Origin of the sequence: Cellvibrio sp. QJXJ, assembly GCF_024452345.1 — a bacterium.
GTDB lineage: Bacteria > Pseudomonadota > Gammaproteobacteria > Pseudomonadales > Cellvibrionaceae > Cellvibrio.
In genome coordinates this window covers 2,113,257-2,130,280 of record NZ_CP101662.1, presented here as the reverse complement: position 1 = coordinate 2,130,280, position 17,024 = coordinate 2,113,257, and the positions used below count along the sequence as shown (strand labels likewise).

Annotated in this window: 13 protein-coding genes; 5 read left to right on the top strand and 8 right to left on the bottom strand. The window is 49.4% G+C overall.

Going from position 1 to position 17,024, the window contains the following annotated elements:
* Window positions 1–127 precede the first annotated feature (127 nt).
* The 4 genes from NNX04_RS09250 to mpl are packed head-to-tail and all read right to left on the bottom strand — an operon-like array spanning window position 128 to window position 3,078.
* On the bottom strand, window positions 128–841 hold the full coding sequence (locus NNX04_RS09250; RefSeq protein WP_261948229.1) for a hypothetical protein: 714 nt from the start codon (window positions 839–841) through the stop codon (window positions 128–130).
* Window positions 825–1,133, bottom strand: a complete 309-nt coding sequence (locus NNX04_RS09245; protein WP_261948228.1) for a hypothetical protein — start codon at window positions 1,131–1,133, stop codon at window positions 825–827. Before NNX04_RS09245 ends, NNX04_RS09250 begins: the two co-directional genes overlap by 17 nt.
* A complete protein-coding gene (locus NNX04_RS09240) occupies window positions 1,130–1,603 on the bottom strand; it encodes a hypothetical protein (protein ID WP_261948227.1) in 474 nt (157 codons plus the stop codon). Before NNX04_RS09240 ends, NNX04_RS09245 begins: the two co-directional genes overlap by 4 nt.
* Before the next feature lie 35 nt (window positions 1,604–1,638).
* The gene (mpl, locus tag NNX04_RS09235) at window positions 1,639–3,078 is read right to left on the bottom strand and encodes a UDP-N-acetylmuramate:L-alanyl-gamma-D-glutamyl-meso-diaminopimelate ligase (protein WP_261948226.1); all 1,440 of its coding nucleotides are present in this window, start codon (window positions 3,076–3,078) and stop codon (window positions 1,639–1,641) included.
* 132 nt (window positions 3,079–3,210) lie between these two features.
* Here mpl and NNX04_RS09230 point away from each other — a divergent pair, with 132 nt between their 5' ends.
* The 3 genes from NNX04_RS09230 to NNX04_RS09220 all read left to right on the top strand — a co-directional run bounded on the left by NNX04_RS09230 (window position 3,211) and on the right by NNX04_RS09220 (window position 6,203).
* Window positions 3,211–4,113: a transporter substrate-binding domain-containing protein gene (locus tag NNX04_RS09230; protein WP_261948225.1), complete on the top strand. Its 903-nt coding sequence runs from the start codon at window positions 3,211–3,213 to the stop codon at window positions 4,111–4,113.
* 169 nt (window positions 4,114–4,282) lie between these two features.
* Window positions 4,283–5,164, top strand: a complete 882-nt coding sequence (locus NNX04_RS09225; RefSeq protein ID WP_261948224.1) for a hypothetical protein — start codon at window positions 4,283–4,285, stop codon at window positions 5,162–5,164.
* 127 nt (window positions 5,165–5,291) lie between these two features.
* Window positions 5,292–6,203, top strand: a complete 912-nt coding sequence (locus NNX04_RS09220) for a hypothetical protein (protein ID WP_261948223.1) — start codon at window positions 5,292–5,294, stop codon at window positions 6,201–6,203.
* On the opposite strand, the gene NNX04_RS09215 is transcribed toward NNX04_RS09220, so the two are convergent.
* Window positions 6,155–7,930 (bottom strand): lysophospholipid acyltransferase family protein, encoded by a 1,776-nt coding sequence (locus tag NNX04_RS09215; RefSeq protein WP_261948222.1) that lies wholly within the window; start codon window positions 7,928–7,930, stop codon window positions 6,155–6,157. The two genes, NNX04_RS09220 and NNX04_RS09215, sit on opposite strands and share 49 nt — an antisense overlap.
* A gap of 106 nt (window positions 7,931–8,036) precedes the next feature.
* Window positions 8,037–9,179 (bottom strand): hypothetical protein, encoded by a 1,143-nt coding sequence (locus NNX04_RS09210; RefSeq protein WP_007643392.1) that lies wholly within the window; start codon window positions 9,177–9,179, stop codon window positions 8,037–8,039.
* 286 nt (window positions 9,180–9,465) lie between these two features.
* Here NNX04_RS09210 and serB point away from each other — a divergent pair, with 286 nt between their 5' ends.
* Window positions 9,466–10,695 (top strand): phosphoserine phosphatase SerB, encoded by a 1,230-nt coding sequence (serB, locus tag NNX04_RS09205; protein ID WP_007643391.1) that lies wholly within the window; start codon window positions 9,466–9,468, stop codon window positions 10,693–10,695.
* Window positions 10,696–10,781: 86 nt separating this feature from the next.
* On the opposite strand, the gene NNX04_RS09200 is transcribed toward serB, so the two are convergent.
* Window positions 10,782–12,887, bottom strand: a complete 2,106-nt coding sequence (locus NNX04_RS09200) for an EAL domain-containing response regulator (protein ID WP_261948221.1) — start codon at window positions 12,885–12,887, stop codon at window positions 10,782–10,784.
* A gap of 358 nt (window positions 12,888–13,245) precedes the next feature.
* Entirely contained in the window at window positions 13,246–15,087 is a 1,842-nt protein-coding gene (locus NNX04_RS09195; protein WP_157152567.1) for a hypothetical protein, read from the bottom strand.
* Between the two features lie 181 nt (window positions 15,088–15,268).
* Here NNX04_RS09195 and NNX04_RS09190 point away from each other — a divergent pair, with 181 nt between their 5' ends.
* Window positions 15,269–16,945 carry a methyl-accepting chemotaxis protein gene (locus tag NNX04_RS09190; RefSeq protein ID WP_261948220.1) on the top strand — a complete coding sequence of 559 codons (1,677 nt, stop codon included), beginning with the start codon at window positions 15,269–15,271 and terminating at the stop codon, window positions 16,943–16,945.
* Window positions 16,946–17,024 lie beyond the last annotated feature (79 nt).

The window sequence follows — 17,024 nt, the reverse complement described above, 5'->3', positions numbered from 1 at the left end:
TGGAAAAAAGGTTTTTTGACAGGCTCTTTGGCACTGTTTGCTGGTAATGACCGATGTTTTGCTGAGGTGTTAATGATATAGAGGGAAGGGTGGTAATTGAAGGGGTTCCTTCCTCTGTCATTTCAAGTTAAGTCTTGATTTTTAGTAAAGATAAAGTTGCATCATATTTTAGCTTTTTGAATGTAAGATAGCTTTTTATTGCGTCTGAGCGACTTATTGATTCTAACTCTTCCAACGTTTTGTATATTTCATTTGTGATCGAGCTTAATTTCAGTTTTGTTTCGTTAGTCATTACTTCGGTGATCGACAAAGCTGTTTCATTTTTTGAATTAGTTAAATAGTCAATCAGCTCTTTGATGCTTTTTGGGCTTCCTATACCATTGCGCTCTATTAAATTATTCTGTGTATTAATGAGTTTTTCGCTTATGAATATTTCATAGCTTTGTTCAAGAAGCTGAAAGTAGGCATCAAGCTGTTTTCTGTTGTATTCATCTGTAGCTAATTTAACTTGATTTTCTAACGCGATAGCTGATCTTTTTAGTTCATATTTCGTTAGCGATAACTCCTTTCTTTGAATAAAGACAGACCAAAGCAATAGGCATACAGTGGCAAATCCAAAAATTGGATTGAGTGTTCCACCTAAAAAATCCCCAAGCTGTCCCAATCGTTCTTGGTCAAACATTGGTTGCAATGGTGGTGAAAAATGTGTGGCTACATTTACACAGATAAAACATAAGGCGCAGATAGCTAGAATTGAGATAGCCACTGCTAGCGTATATTTCATACCAAAGCCTAATATATCAAGTAGTGTGCTTTTTTTATTCTCACTCTTGCTGGTCAAGTGTTGTCTCCCAAATAGAATAATAACCTGTTTGCTTCATGTGATTGGTGATTTCATAAGCTAGATCTGACAGCATGTCAGTGTTATCTGTATTGCCCAGCACTAAGACTTCTAACTCGCTATCTGAATGTATGCTTTCCACTACATCCCAAATGAATTTACAAAATAATTCAGCATCTTCTTCATTCTTTATTCCGTTTTTGTAAATCTCACCAATATCATTTCTTTTTTTGGAGTCAATATAATATTCAAGTAAATCGGCGATATGAGGATAGCGTTTAAATTGAATCATATTGCTCTTCCGCCTCCCTTAATAATAGATAATCTGTAGGATACAAGTTTGAGTTTTGTGACAAGCTGTTCAACAAGCATGCGTTCTGTTACCGTTAAAAAATAATGCCCTTTATTTGTTTTATCTTCGACAAATTTTAATCCGGGCGGAATGTCTGCTTCTGATAAAACCCAATATATGTCAACGGGTTTATTGCCTCGGGAAAACATGCCGTGAACAAATTTTAAGTTTTCCCATGTGGCAGAAAAAGACAGTCCCATTTGGTTATCTGGAAGTATCCATTTCTCATCGGACGAGAATCTATAATCGCAAATTCTAATTCCAAGTACAGTTCTATATTTGCCTTCATTTTTATCTTTATAAAGAGTTGGGTGGTTTCCTTGAACTATTGGCCTTGATTTAACATCACCTAACTCTGAAATTATCTTCTTGAGGTCGGTGAGGCATTTATAGTGTTTTATGGTTTCCATTCATCTTTCCTTGTTTTTTACATTTTTGATTTTTTTTACAACGCGTGCTTGGTTAAATGATCAATTAATTTCTGATGCACGCCACCAAACCCGCCATTACTCATAATCACAATATGCGTATTCGCTTCGCTCAGCGAAATAGCGCAGTGAATTAATTCATCCAAATCGCGCAAAAGTTTTGCGGGCACGGGGCTTTTGTTGACTACTTCGTCCATTGCCCAATCGACATTGGCGGGTTGATACCAAAGAACATCGTCGGCGTCGGTAACGCTTTGGTTGAGGGCGTTTTTGTGTACACCCATACGCATGGTGTTGGAGCGGGGTTCGATGATGGCAATAATTTTTTGGTCGCCGACTTTTGCGCGTAAACCGGCGAGTGTGGTTTTAATCGCGGTCGGGTGGTGGGCGAAGTCGTCGTAGACTTTTATGCTGTGAACGTCCGCAAGAATTTCCATGCGGCGTTTTACACCGGAAAATTGTTCCAATGCTTTTGCGCCGTGTTCCGGTGTTACACCTACATGGCGCGCGGCGATGATTGCAGCTAAACCGTTATTCACATTGTGAATACCGGTTTGTTCCCAATTCACTTGCGCCACTTCTTCGCCGTTGTGCAGCACGGCAAATGAGGAGCCGTCCGCTGCTAATAGTTTGGCTTGCCATTCAGGAGTAGGGGCTTGCCATTCCGCTTTGTTTTCTACCGGTGAACTTTCATCGTTCGAGTTTTCATTGATGACTGCAAATTGTTGCTGCGGTGTCCAACAGCCTTGTTGGATTACTTCGGCGAGGGCTTTGTCATTGCCGGGGGAAATAATTAAACCATTGCTGGGAACCGTGCGTATCAAATGGTGGAATTGTTTTTGGATCGCGGCGAGATCGGGGAAGATATCGGCGTGGTCAAATTCCAGGTTATTTAAAATCACCGTGCGTGCATTGTAGTGAACAAACTTGGAGCGCTTGTCAAAAAAAGCGCTGTCGTATTCATCGGCTTCCACTACAAAAAACGGTGTATTGCCCAAACGTGCTGAGGTAGGAAAATTCTTGGTGACGCCACCAATTAAATAACCTGGCTCCATACCGGCGTACTCCAAAATCCACGCGAGCATCGACGAGGTGGTGGTTTTGCCGTGGGTGCCTGCAACCGCCATCACCCATTTGCCTTGCAATACATGATCGCGCAGCCACTGCGGGCCGGAGGTGTAGGCTATGCCTTGGTTGAGTACATACTCCACGCTGGCATTACCGCGGCTCATGGCATTGCCGATAATCACCAGATCCGGCGTCTGCGCCATATGCGGTGGCTGCAAATACATCGGGTCAAAACCCTGAATCAGTTCTATGCCCGCTTGTTCCAGTTGGGTGCTCATTGGCGGGTAAACATTGGCGTCGCTGCCGGTAACACGGTGGCCAAGCGCTTTGGCCAGTTGGGCGAGGCTGCCCATAAAGGTACCGCAAATGCCGAGAATATGAATATGCATAACAAGCTCTGTTTGTTGGAGAAAGGGACAGGATATTGGTGGGGATTAACCTATACTTTTCCTGTGATTGCAACTCTCGCATGGGCGAGCAGTTGCGCCGATCAATGTTCATACAACAGTGATAATAAGAGTATGAAATTACGCGCGTTTTTTATTGTTACCAGCTGCTTGTGGCTTTGGTGTGGGCTCGCGGTTGCCAGCACGGCGGAATTGCGTATTCCCAAGCCCAGGTCGGATTTGGATACCTCCTATGGCTATTACACCGAGCTGCTACACAAAGCCTTGACCAAAGCCGCGAAAGGGCGGCCTGTACCGGCATTGTTGCCGACGATGGATATGGAACAGGATCGTGCGGTACAAGAATTGATGCGCGGCCGCACAATCGATATTTATTGGATGGGGACGGATAAAAATCGCAATGCGGCGCTGCGAGCTATCCCGATTCCACTGGAGCGCGGGTTGATGGGCTATCGCCAATTTGTGGTACACCGCAAGCGTGTGGCTGAATTTGAACAGGTGCACAGCCTTGCCGAGCTGCAAAAATTTACCGCTTGTCAGGGCACTCATTGGCCGGACACCGGCATTCTGCGCGCTGCCGATTTGAAAGTAAAAACCAGTACTGGTTACGAAAATTTATTTAAACAAATTGCTGCCGGGCGCTGTGATTATTTTCCGCGCGGGTTTCACGAAATTCGCATTGAAATGAACAAGCGGGCGGGTGAATTTCCCGAGTTGGTTGCCTACGAACCACTGATTTTACATTACCCTTTTGCAGTCTACTTTTTTGTGCGTCAGGATAATCACGCATTGGCGGCCTGGGTGCAGGAAGGTTTGGAGCAAATGATTGACGATGGTGAATTGCTTGCGCATATACAACAGCACCCGCATACCCGCCGCGCTTTTCCATTGGCGCGCCTCGCCGAGCGGCGCATCATCAATATTCCCAACGACAGTTTGCCCGATAGTGCCGATCAGTTCGACACGCGCTATTGGTTTCAACCCGCCGATTTTATTCCCTCTGCCAAGGCGCAATAACCTAAACAATAACCGCGCCTGCTTGTGTAGCGCGCGTTTGGTTGAGCCTTTTTTTATAAAAAACAGTGATGTTTGTACTGTGTGATTTAAGATTGCCTAGCGCACTGAGGGCGCTGGCCTATACTGGTTAAACGTTAATCATGGCATGTTTGTTTATAGGGAGTGGCTAATGACGGTTCAGCGCTTTGGTCTGGCACTTTTGCTGCTGCTTGCGCTACCCGCATTGGCCTTGCCGTCGGTGTTAAATATCCCTAAACCACAACCCGACTCGCAGGTAGCACAGGACTATTACACCCAGTTATTACGTCTCGCGCTTGTTAATGGTGCTGCCGGGCGTGACATTCCGGAATTGCGCGAGACCAGCGTTATGGAGCAGGGACGTGCGATTTATGAATTAAATCGCGGAGCCAGTATTGATGTCTACTGGATGGGCACCAGCACTGAGCGCGAACAAAAACTGCGTGCAATTCGGATCCCGGTGGATCGCGGTTTAATTGGTTATCGCCGTTTTATCATTCGCGCTGATCGCCATCGGGAATTTGACGCCGTGAAAAGTGGTGCGGATTTAAAACGCCTGCTCGCTTGTCAGGGGCTGGATTGGCCGGATGTGGATATTATGCGCGCCGCTGCCTTGCGCGTGACTGAGGTGGCGGTGTTGGAAGGGCTGTATCAACAAGTGGTGGCCAAACGCTGCGATTATTTTCCTCGTGGTTATTACGAAGCCTTACCCGAATTAACCCAGCGCAAAAACTCCTACCCTGAATTAATTGAGCACAAAACCCTGGTATTGCATTATCCCTTTGCCGTGTACTTTTTTGTGGGGCGCGACAACGAAGAATTGGCGCGCTGGATTGAGCAGGGCTTGGAGAAAATGATCGAGGAAGGCGAATTTCTCGCTTATATGAAAAATCATCCGCTCACCAGCCATGTTTTTCCGCTCAATAAAACCCTCGCGCCCCGACATACCATTCACATCCCCAATTCTTTTTTACCTGCCGATACAAACTACTCCAATTCGCGTTACTGGTTTCAACCCAGTGATTTTGAGTAGCCTTCGACACAGTGCTTTCGCGTGGATCATTTAGATATTGCCGGGCTAGCCTATACTTAAAAATAGTATTGGGCTTTTATGGCAGCCAGCTATTTAATTAACTTAGGTTAATGGTGTGGAGACGGGCATGAGGGCGAGCGCCGGGTTGGGCATTTTACTGCTAGCGGTTGCCGTCAATCTGGCGGCGGCTGAGTTGTCCGTGATAAAAATACCTCGCCAGCAGCCAAATATGGATATAGCACGGGATTATTACGTGCAGCTTTTACACATGACCTTGATTAATGGCGCTGCCGGACGCGCCGTGCCCGAATTGCGGGAAACTACCTTGATGGAGCAGGAACGAGCCATCTCTGAGTTAAATCGTGGCGGTTTGGTGGATGTCTACTGGATGGGGACTAGCCTTGAGCGTGAACGTCAACTTCGGGCCATTCGTATCCCACTGGATCGTGGGTTGCTGGGTTATCGCCGGTTTATCATTCATCGTGATAATCAGGAAAAGTTTGATGCTATTGTTGAATATGAACAGCTAAAAAAATATCTCGGCTGTCAGGGCATAAATTGGCCTGATGTTCACATTATGCGCGCCGCGTCCTTGCGTGTGACAGAGGTTGCGTTATTTGAAGGGCTGTTTCAACAAGTGGTCGCCAAACGCTGCGACTTTTTTTCGCGTGGTTATTTTGAGGCACAGGCAGAGCTAAGTCAGCGTAGTGATATTTATCCAGACTTGCAGCTACAGAAAACCTTAGTGCTGCATTACCCCTTTGCCGTTTATTTTTTTGTCAAACACGATAACGAGTACTTGGCCAAGTGGATTGAGGATGGTTTGGAAAAAATAATTGATAGTGGCGAGATGATTGAGTTCATGACCAATCATCCACTTACCGCGCATGTTTTTCCGTTGAATAAAAAGGATTCACCACGCTATATAATTAATATTCCCAACCCACAACTTTCCCCTGATACCGATCACACCAATCCGCGTTACTGGTTTCAACCTGCAGACTTTTCGGCAGCAGTTGAATTGGTGGTGCCTAAATAGCGGGCGCGTTTGGCGGCTTTCATAAATTGCAGGTCACCAATAAATAAACCATCTACACAATTGCCAAATTCTGAGTCAACACTGAACGCTAGCAGGTGGTAGCCGCCTTCGTCGTAAAGTGCGGCATATTGTTTAAACAATACCGGAATTTTACAGTCCGCTTGATTAAACGCTTCCTGCAATACCGCAAAACCTTGCTCAGCATTAAGGCTGGCAAAACGCTGTTGCAAATCGATTAAGGCATCTTCATTGATATGGTGTGGGTGTTTACCTTCTGCCAGTGTTTCACTTTTCTCATCGGCATATTTTTGATAGTAGCGCTCGTAATAAAACACCAATAAATCGCGCAGTGGTTTGGGGTAGTGCGCGCTCATGCTCACCGGGCCAAATACATAGCGAACTTCGGGGCTATGATTTAAATAAGCGCCCAAGCCTTGCCATAAATAATCCAAACTGGCTTTGCCCCAGTAATCCGGGTGTACAAAACTACGGCCTAATTCCAGCCCTTGTTCCAAGTAAGGAGTAAGTGATGGATGAAAATCAAATAACTCGTTGGTGTAGAGTGCTTCAGCGCCTTTTTTCTGCATTAATTTATGGGCTTCACCCAAGCGGTAAGCGCCCGCGATGCACAGTTTTTCTTCATCCCACAATACCAGGTGGCGATAGTAGTGATCGTACTTGTCCAAATCGCGGCGGCTGCCAGTGCCTTCACCTACCAAGCGGAAGGTTTGTTCGCGCAAGCGGCCCACTTCGCGCAACACCACCGGATGCTGTTTGTAGTCGCATAAAAAAATCTGGTGATTGTCGCGGGTGCTGCCAATTAATTGGGCGTTTTTGAATTCCTTTTTTAACGCGGCGCGGTCTTCCGGGTGGGCGATGGTTTTTTCGGTAATAAATGGCGTTGGCTGATTATTTTTGTTTTTGCCTTTGCCAATTTTATAGAGATGTTTTTTCAGGCGTTTGATCAGTGCCTTGTCGGCCAGCTGATCGGATTCCAGTGATTGGTAGGGAATCACCTCGCCAATACGGAATTTAATTTCCGCCGATTGTTTGTTAAACATTTCGTGCGCGAGCAGCGCGGTGGCGAGCGGTTTAAAAATCATTGAGGCGCTGTAAAACAGCAGTGAGTTTTTCGCTGAAACAAAAATCGGCAAAATGGGCGCCTGGGTTTTGCGCGCAAAATGCAGAAAGCCCGCCTGCCATTTTCCATCGCGAATCCCTTTGGGGCTCGCGCGGGAGACTTCGCCTGCGGGGAAAATAATAACTGCTTGCTCGTCGTTCAGTGCCTGCAGGATATTTTTATAACTCTGCTTGTAAGCTGCGCGGGTCATATTATCGAGTGGCAGTAATAAATCGTGCAGTGGCTCAAAGGTCATGAGCATATCGTTGGCAATAATTTTTACATCCTTGCGCACTTCGCTTACCAACCGCACCAGTGCCAAACCATCGAGCGAGCCAATAGGGTGGTTGGCAATAATCACCACGCGCCCCTGCGCAGGAATATTGTTGCGCTCGCGCTGGGAAACGCTGTAACTGAAATTGAAATAATCAAAAATACGGTCGATAAAATCGATACCGCGATTGCCTTGATGCTCGAGCAAAAACGCGTTGATCTCACGCTCATGGGTGAGCTTGCGCAATATATTGAGGGTGGAGTTGCGCACTATGGGCGCTTGTTGGGTAAAACCGGGGAATTTATTGGTGATGGATTGTTCGATATTCAGCATGATAGTCATAACCTGAGCAGGACTGTTGCTCTGAGGTTATGACTGTGCTGTGACACTTAGGTGATGAAATCATGACAAATCTGTGACTGTTATGATTGTGCAGGGTTTATTGTGCGGCTGCTTGGGTCAGCTGCTCTTCCTGTTTGGCAAGCAATGACGCATAGGGTGCTTTTAAGCCAACCAATTTGCCGCTGTCGCTGATGATGTCCAAATGCTCTTGCAGGTCGGCATCAATCAAGCGCTGGCTTATTAGAATTTCGCCCTTATCGGGTTTTAAATAGTTGTTGTGTTGCACCACAAAATCTTTCAGCAGTGATTTATGGGAACTCACTGGCGCTGATAATTCATGTACAGCGGCAGCCAAATGCAAACGCGGGCTGGGGTTTTTGCCCGCGAGGTTGCTCAGCAATTGCGCAGCGCAGACGGCGCGAAAACTGCACTCGTAAAAGGCTTCACCGGTGAAATCGATAATGAGTGTTTCGCCCGAGAGCATCTGGCGCTGGCCATCGTACAAATTCAACACGCCTTGCAATTGCTTTTCAAAACGGCGCAGCACGCTCGCAAAACTTTCGCTGTTGAGCTGTTGGTAGAGTTTGCTCATGTTGGTGATGTCCAAGCTCAAGCGCACGGACACTTGTTTGGGGGCTTCCGGCTCTGGCTCGGGAATGTCTTCGATTGTGGGCATTTTTTCCACCACCGCCGTGACTATCTCGCTGGTGCTGGGCAGTTTGTCTTTTAACTGCGCCCACCACTGGCGTTGAATCGACCACCAAATGATTAACAGGGAAATACAAACACCGGCCATCCATAACAGATAAAAACGGTAATCGCGTTCGGTGTGACGGGGCACATCCAGCGAGACTTCCAAATAGCCGGCGACATTATTGTGCAGTGCAATGGGCGCCGAGAAATCGTAGCGCCGCCCGTTAATAACCTGATTGGGTTTAAAGCCGCTTTGCACCAGCAGTTTATTTTCCACATTGTGAATGGTCGCGCCGATAACATTCGGATATTGGCCCACTTCCAGCAAAATGGCCTGCAGGCTGACCAGGTCCTGCTGCAATGTGGCGTTGACCGCTTGGCGCGCCGCACTGTTCGCCAGCACCTGACCATAAAGGCCAATTTGCTCGCGCTGATTCTGTTCGCCGTTGCTGTGGTAAGACCAGGCACCCAATAGCCCCAGCGCTATAAGCAACAGGCTGCAGAGGGTGAGTTGTGGATAGGTTTTGTAGGTATTTATGAAAGCCATTTTATGGTTAAGTCCGTGTGTTCAAGGTTTAACCCCGGGTCCTGCCAGGGTCAGTCAAATAAGAGTGGCGAATTGACGAATAGTTGCAAGTATCTTATCGCTCTCTGTCGTGCAGAATCGCATTCTAGCCTAAGTTGCCCCACCTTGGCGAAATCTGCCCAGTGTCTTGATAAACGCAGCAGGCTGCACAGAAGCTGCTGTGAGCTGGGAGTAATTCCGCTAGAATGCGCGCTTTATCCCGGCGCCCCGGCCAGATGCTGTCTGGCTCCTATTGTAGTGAGGCATTGTGAACGAAATTCTCTTAATTAATGCATCGGGTCAAGACAAACCCGGTGTCACCCACGCGTTAACCCAAGTGCTTACCCACGTCGGCGCGCGCGTATTGGACATAGGCCAAGCGGTTATTCACGATACCCTGGCGCTTGGCATTTTGGTGGAGCTGCGCATTTCCGCTGATGCTCGCACCCAATTATTGGCGGCGATTCAACAGGCTGCCACGGCCAAGGATATTCAAGTCCGCTTCCAAACCATCAGCCCCGAAAGTTACGAGCATTGGGCGGAGCAGCAGGGTAAAACCCGCCACATAGTCACTCTATTGGCGCGTCAGATTGACGCCACCATGATTGCCGAGTTGACGGCGGTGACCTCTAAACATGGGTTGAATATCGACATGATCAGCCGTCTCTCTGGCCGTGTTTCATTGGCGGAGTTAAAGGCTGAGGATTTGGCACAAGGCAGCGCTTGTGTTGAATTTTCTGTGCGCGGCACTCCGGCAGATATGGCCGCCTTGCGCGCGGACTTTATGGATCTCTCGGCGCAATTGAATGTGGATGTCGCGTTCCAGCGCGATACCGTTTATCGTCGCAATCGCCGCCTGGTCTGTTTTGATATGGACTCGACGCTGATTGATGCAGAGGTGATTGATGAGTTGGCCAAGGCCGCTGGTGTGGGTGAGCAAGTGGCCGAGATCACTGAAGCGGCAATGCGCGGTGAGCTGGATTTCAAGCAGAGTTTTGCCCGTCGCATGGCCTTGCTCAAAGGTCTGGACGAATCGGTGCTGGCGGGTATTGCCGCCGAGTTGCGCTTGAACGAAGGCGCGGAAAAACTGATCTCGTCACTGAAAAAACTGGGTTACAAAACTGCTATTTTGTCGGGCGGATTTAATTATTTTGGCCGCTATCTGCAAAACAAATTGGGTATCGATTATGTCTACGCCAACGAGCTGGATATAGTCGACGGTAAAGTCACCGGTGAAGTAAAAGGCATAGTGGTGGATGGTCAGCGCAAAGCCGAATTACTCGCCATGCTGGCCAAGCAAGAAGGCATAGCCCTGGAGCAAGTCATTGCCGTTGGCGATGGTGCGAACGATTTGCCTATGCTGAGTGTTGCTGGCTTGGGTGTCGCCTTCCGCGCAAAACCGCTGGTGAAAGCCTCGGCGGAGCACAATATTTCCAATTTGGGACTGGATGCTATTTTGTATTTGCTCGGTTTCCGCGAGCGCGACAGACTGCTTTAAGAATACCTCCAGCCCCCTTTGAAAAAGGGGGGCTAGGGAGGATTAAATGGGGGCAAGGGAGATTAGGTAGTTGAAAATAAAGGGATTTACGACTCCATATTAAAATCGTAATTCATGCCCGAACTCGGTTCCTGCAAATAATGCCCTTGAATATAGTGCGCGCCCGCCTGCCACAAGGTGGAAAGCACACTGGCATTTTCCACAAAGGGCACCAGCGTAATTTTGCTTTCTTCGTTTAACTTTTCAATTAGCTGAATCAGGGTTTCGGGGCTTTCATTGTTGTTTTGAATGTCGCTGGTAAACGAGCCGTCCACTTTAATCATGCCTGCTGCTACATGGGTAAGTGTATTAAACGGATTCAGTGAGCAGCCAAAATTGCTGATGGAGAATTGTGTATTTAATTTCTTAATCCCATCGGCAAAATTCTTGGCGGCATTCAAGTGATTGGTGACATCAATTTCCTGCGCCTGGAATACCACCGCATCGGGCGATAGCTTGGCAGCTTTGAAGGCAACGGCGAGCCAGGGTAGCAGTGATTCATCGCACAGCGACTGGCGGCTGATATTGACGATAAGTTTGGTTTTATTGCCCTTGGCGCGATGCTGCGACAGCATTTTGATAGATTCCAAAATCACCCAGCGATCTATCTTGGTACAGGCACTGATGTTGGATGCCGCCTCAAAAAAGATATTTGGCGAAATTTCCGCACCACTTTCATCAATCATACGCAGATAAACTTCGTAATATTCCTCGTCGGAACCGCGCAGGCTGATGATGGGTTGGAACAATAGGCGGAAACGGTCATTGGCCAAAGCTTGTTGCAGCGTGGCGTTGATGTCGATCTTGATCTCACCCTTGGGTGAGTCGGGCTCAAACAACATGGCGCCATTGCCCTTGTTAGCCCTGACTTTCTCCATCGCCTGTCGCGCTTGTTCAATCACCGTGTTGGTGCTGGTGGTGGTTTCATTAATTAGGGAGATACCAATGCTGCAGGTCACCTGCAGGGTTTTATGGTCGATCTCGATAATATGACCTTCGATGTCTTTACACAGCTGTTGGGCGCGATTCACCGCCGCATCCGCTTTGAGGTTGTGGGTGATGATGGCAAACGTGGAATCGCCCAGACGGGCGATAGTGTCACTGGTGTGGGCCTTACCGCGCAGCAGGGTGGCAATGTCCACCAGTGCCAAGTCTGCCCCGGCTACACCAAAACTGTTTTTGATGCGTTCGCTGAATTCATCCAGTTCGATATAAAACAGGCAGGAATGCTGTTTTTCATCCACGTTATCAATGATGTGTTCAAGGTGGTTGAGTAGGTATTGGCGGTTGTAAGTGCCGGTAACCACATCCTGCCATTTGATTTGTTTGAGCTGCGCTTCCAGCTCTTCGTTGTTGCTGTGGGCGATGTGTGCGGATGCCGCGCGTGCCAAAAACTGAATGCATGGCTCTTCGTCATAGGTGACTAGCGACACTTCCAAATCAATATGGGTTTCGCTGCCATCTTCTTTTAAGCCAGTGAAACCAACGCTGCTGGATTCCGCATCATCGCCTTTGAAGACAAAATCTTTGAGGAAGGTTTTAAGCCGCGCCTGATCGGCTTTGGCCACCATATCCATAATCGGCATGGCTTCGATTTCGTCTTTGTCTTCGTAGCCAAAAAGTTCGGCAAAGGATTCATTGGCGTAGAGGTAGAGGCCATCCTGAATAAAGGCAATGGCATCGCGCGAGCTATCTAACAATTGCTGGCTGCGGCGCTCGGCTTCGCGAAAACGGCGGTCAGTATTGCGGCGTGCCTGGCGCTGTTCGCGGTTTTGCAGCTCGCGATCAATGACCAGCAACAGATGTTGGTCGTCATCCAGGTCGATAACATCCGCAGCGCCCAAACGCAGGCCTTCTACGACTGCAAACGGGCTTTCATCCTCGTCTGCTTCATATTGCAGAATTACCGGTACGTCTTTGTTAAGGCGGCGGATTTGTTTGATGGCGATCGAGGGAGTAGGAGCGGTGCTGTTCATATTGCCGATAAGCAGATCCCAGCTCTGCTCTTGCAGCAATTTTACCAATGCCTCTTCGCTTTCCACGTGTTGTGCGCGGCAGGGGTGACCGGATGCATGCAGCATACTTATCAGGCGCTCTGCCTCTGAACGCTGGTTGTTCAGAATCAGCAATCGAATCGTATCGTTACTAGTCATATGTCCATTCTATTGTCTGTCGAACTGACGGGGCGGCCTGATTCTGACTATAGCGCGTTTTAGTTAATACGCGCCGGATCCAGCCGTTTTCCGCTGTGCGGCAGTGCATTTTTTGTGTGATGTGACCAATTTGTGCCGATAAGTCGAAAAACTCTACCTTGTGTCGCGAATTGCTTGCGTCGACCGGCGCTACTTGGGTGGCTATATTACTGAAATCAGGAACTTGCTCAACTTCATCATCGGTTTATGGGATCTGGTCGAGCCTTTTAGTTATATGGGGTGAATGATGCACTGTGCCCCGGGTTGCAACAACTACAGCGCATTACAGCTGGTTTCACCCGCTAACCCTGTTAGGCCTTTATTCCCATACGGAATTAAAATCGTCTTTGGCGCTGGTGGGTTCGCCGCTGGTGCTCATCAATTCGCGGAAGGCAAATTGGCTAAAGGCGCCCGTGGCAAATAACCGCTGGGTCAGCTGGATTGATTTATCTCCCGCTGTTTGACTCCCCGGTGCCGGTTGGCTGTAGAGCCGCGCCTTGTTGTATTCGTGAAAGGAAACCGCATTGGTAATCACACTGGCCGGTTGATTAACCGCGCGCAACTCGGGGATCTGCAGTGCGCGCAAGTATTCAGAGAGGGCACCGGTTTTGTGGACTATCGCGATAGCCACCGGCACGGCTTGGGGCGCCAGTATTTGAATGCCCAGCTGGGTAGCGCCCTTGATTTGATGCGCCCAGCGCACCACCCCAATCGCCCATTTGTTGCGTCCATACTCACGTAGCCCGAGCAATTCACCTGCACGCACCTGCACCGGAATTTCACTGCGCCATTCCAGGCCGTAACCACCCAGGCTGCGATCCACCAGCGGCACTTTGTAAATCGGGTGCAGCCCCTGATAGTCCACTTGTTCCCGCTCCAGCAGTTTTTTCTCAATATTAAAGGTGGATAAGGCTTTCCCCTCCAGCGGAGTGCCGCGCACATCAAATGCATCGCCCCAGGGGTCATCGTTATTCTGGGGGGTATTTTTTTTAAGCTGAACGCCGCGTTTTTGGAAGATGTCGCCTTTCTCCGGTGCCACCGCGACTCCGCTGCTGCGATTTAAGAACACATTGAATGCTTGTTCGTCCGCGAGGTGAAAATGGATGTTACTTAGCCCCACAGTGACTTCGATCTCGGCATTTACATCCTGCCGCTCAAAGCTGCGCAGTGCCAAATGGCTCCAGGCCTGCTCCAAATGTTTAACCAGCGCCGCGCTGAGTGCGACCGGCTTGTGATCGCCATTGCTCTCGCCAGTATTTTTGGCGAGTTCATCCAGTTTGGTAACTAATTGATGGGTGCGCAGTTCCAGTGCCGTCGTTGTTTCTGCAGCGGCGGCAGGGCGCCAGTGGGATTTATAAAAAGGTGAGCGGTTGCTGTTGGTCAGTACCACAAACAGGTTTTCTTTACCCTTGGGGTCGTAATCGTCCAGTTCAGCGCTGGCGGCCAAGGTTTCCAGCAGGTTGTAGGTATTTTCAATCTCGTCCTGACGCAGTTGGTTAGGGCGTGCCGAGGCGAGCAACAACACACGTAAATACTGGTTATGGATGGTTTTTACGTCGTGTTGGTGCGGCAGGCGGTCATCGACCGGAACTTGCGCAACACCCAGCGCGCAGGCGATTTGGTAGAGCGCATGAACTTCACTCCACACCTGGCTGGCGATGGGTAAATAAAGTTGGTAGGAGCGCAATACCAACAAGCCCAGCGCCGTTAGCGCGCGAGCAATCACCAGTGCTTGCAGGTCATGGGCTTCTTTTTTGAGGCCGGGTTTTTGGCACAGTTGGCGCACCAATATCAGGTAGCCGTTGAGAAAATGCTTCTGGATCGCTTGGGCAATAGTGGCCGTTTTCAGCGCCGCCTCTGGCAGAATCAGCGGTTGGTTCAGGTACTTGCGTGCTAGGCCATTGAGGGTGTGGTGTACCGGAATCCGCAGGAGCTCCAGAATCGCCAGGCGCTGCTCGCTGTTCATCTCCGCGCGGCTGATTTCATGCACGGCTTGATAGAGCTGGGCGCTGACTTGCTGTACTTGTGTGAGCGGCAAGGTTTGCAGCCATTCTTTTACCTGAGCCTCTTTGGCGCCGCGACAAAAACTCAACTGCGCCAGATCCTGTGTTGGCACGGCCAGTTTTTTAAGCAGTAAGTGAATCTCTGTTTCCTGGGTCATCGCAGTGCCATTACGGGTCATCGGTTATAACTATGTAATTGAATATAGACGATTTTAGATCTTTTAGTCTGAATTGCTGGCTGTTCAAGCCAAACTGGTTACAATTGGTCGAAATAACCATATGGCAGATGGCTACATCTGCCCTGACAATAACAAGAATCGGAGGTGGGGAATGGGTTCCATGTCAATGAAACTCAAATTGATTTTGCTTGGGCTACTGCCCGGTATCGCTATTCTTATCGTACTCTTGGCGTTAGTTAGTTCGCGCATGCAAGGCGTAGTTGATAGAGACATGGACATATTGCGCGACACCCTGCTCAGCGCGCATAAAAACGAACTGCGCAATTCGCTGGATATCGCCAGCTCCCTCGTTAAGCCCTTATACGATGCCGCTCCCGCGGGCGACTCCGTGCAAAAAGATCAGGCCATCGCCCTGCTGAAGCAGCTTAAATACGGTAAGGATGGCTATTACTTTGGCTACGACGGCAATTCAGTGCGGGTATTTTCCGGTAGCGACAGCGCACGTATTGGCGACAGCTTTCGCGACTACAAAGACGTTAATGGTGTGTTCCTGATCAACGAGTTGGTCAAACAAGGGCAGGCAGGCGGTGGCTTTGTGACCTATCACTTCCCGCGTTTGGGGCAGGGCGATACCGCCTACCCAAAATTAAGCTATGCCATTTGGCTCGATAAATGGAACCTGATGCTGGGCACCGGTTTTTACATCGACAATATTGATGAAGCCGTCGCTTCGGCGCGCGCCGTGGCCGATGAGCATATTACCGCGACCCTGATGTGGGTGTTTGCGGCAGCGTTGGTATTGCTCGGGGCGATAGCGCTGCTTGCGGTGTATATCGCCAATAAAACTCTGGCACCACTCAATGGTTTGGTGCGCAGCCTTGAAGATATTGCGCGCGGCGGTGGCGATTTAACCCGCCGTTTAACCCGTACCAGCGACGACGAAATCGGCGCGGTAATCAGTGCCTTTAACAGCTTTGTCGATTCCATCCACGGCATGATCCAACGCATCCAGCAGCTCACCTTGCAGGTTGCCAGCATCGGCCAGCAGGTATCGCAAGACACCAGCGCTACCCACCAAACCCTGGATAACCAGCGCGAACAAACCCTGCAAGTCGCCAGCGCTATTAATGAGATGGCAGCGTCGGCGGTAGAAGTGGCGCGCAGTACCCAGGACGCAGCAACGGCAGCCAATGTAGCGGAATCCACCACCAAAGATGCGCAAACAACGGCGGCCAAGTCTATCGATAACATTCAGGCGCTGTCGTCGGAAGTCAAACTCAATACCGATGGTTTGCAGCAGCTGCAGAAAGAGGTAAACGGCATTGGCGCTGTGTCGGATGTGATTCGCGGCATCGCCGAGCAGACCAACTTGCTCGCACTCAATGCCTCTATCGAAGCGGCGCGTGCTGGCGAACAGGGGCGCGGTTTTGCGGTGGTGGCCGACGAAGTACGCGCTTTGGCAGCCCGCACCCAAGCCTCTACCGAAGAAATCCAACAGATGATCCAACGCCTGCAAGCCAGTACCACGGCAGCGAGCGATTCAATCAAACGCAGTTTGGTGAAGGGTGATGTCTCGGTGCAAATGGTGTGTGCAACATCGGATGCGCTCGGCGCTATTGATCAACAGGTCAGCACTATTAGCCAGCGCGGTTTGCAAATCGCCACCGCCGCCGAGGAGCAGACCCAAGTGATTGAGTCTATCAACCAAAACATGCATGCCATTGCTGATGCCACAGAATCCGCCAGTCGCTACGCTGCCCGCTCCCAGCAGTCAGGCAATGAATTGGCGAGTGTTGGTACGGAGCTACAGCAGTTGGTAGGGCAGTTTAAGACCTGATTTTGATCACTTTTGGTGCGTAAAGTGAGTGGCGCTCTTTCCTGTTTATGAGACATCTATCTGCTCGGTGCACCATTCA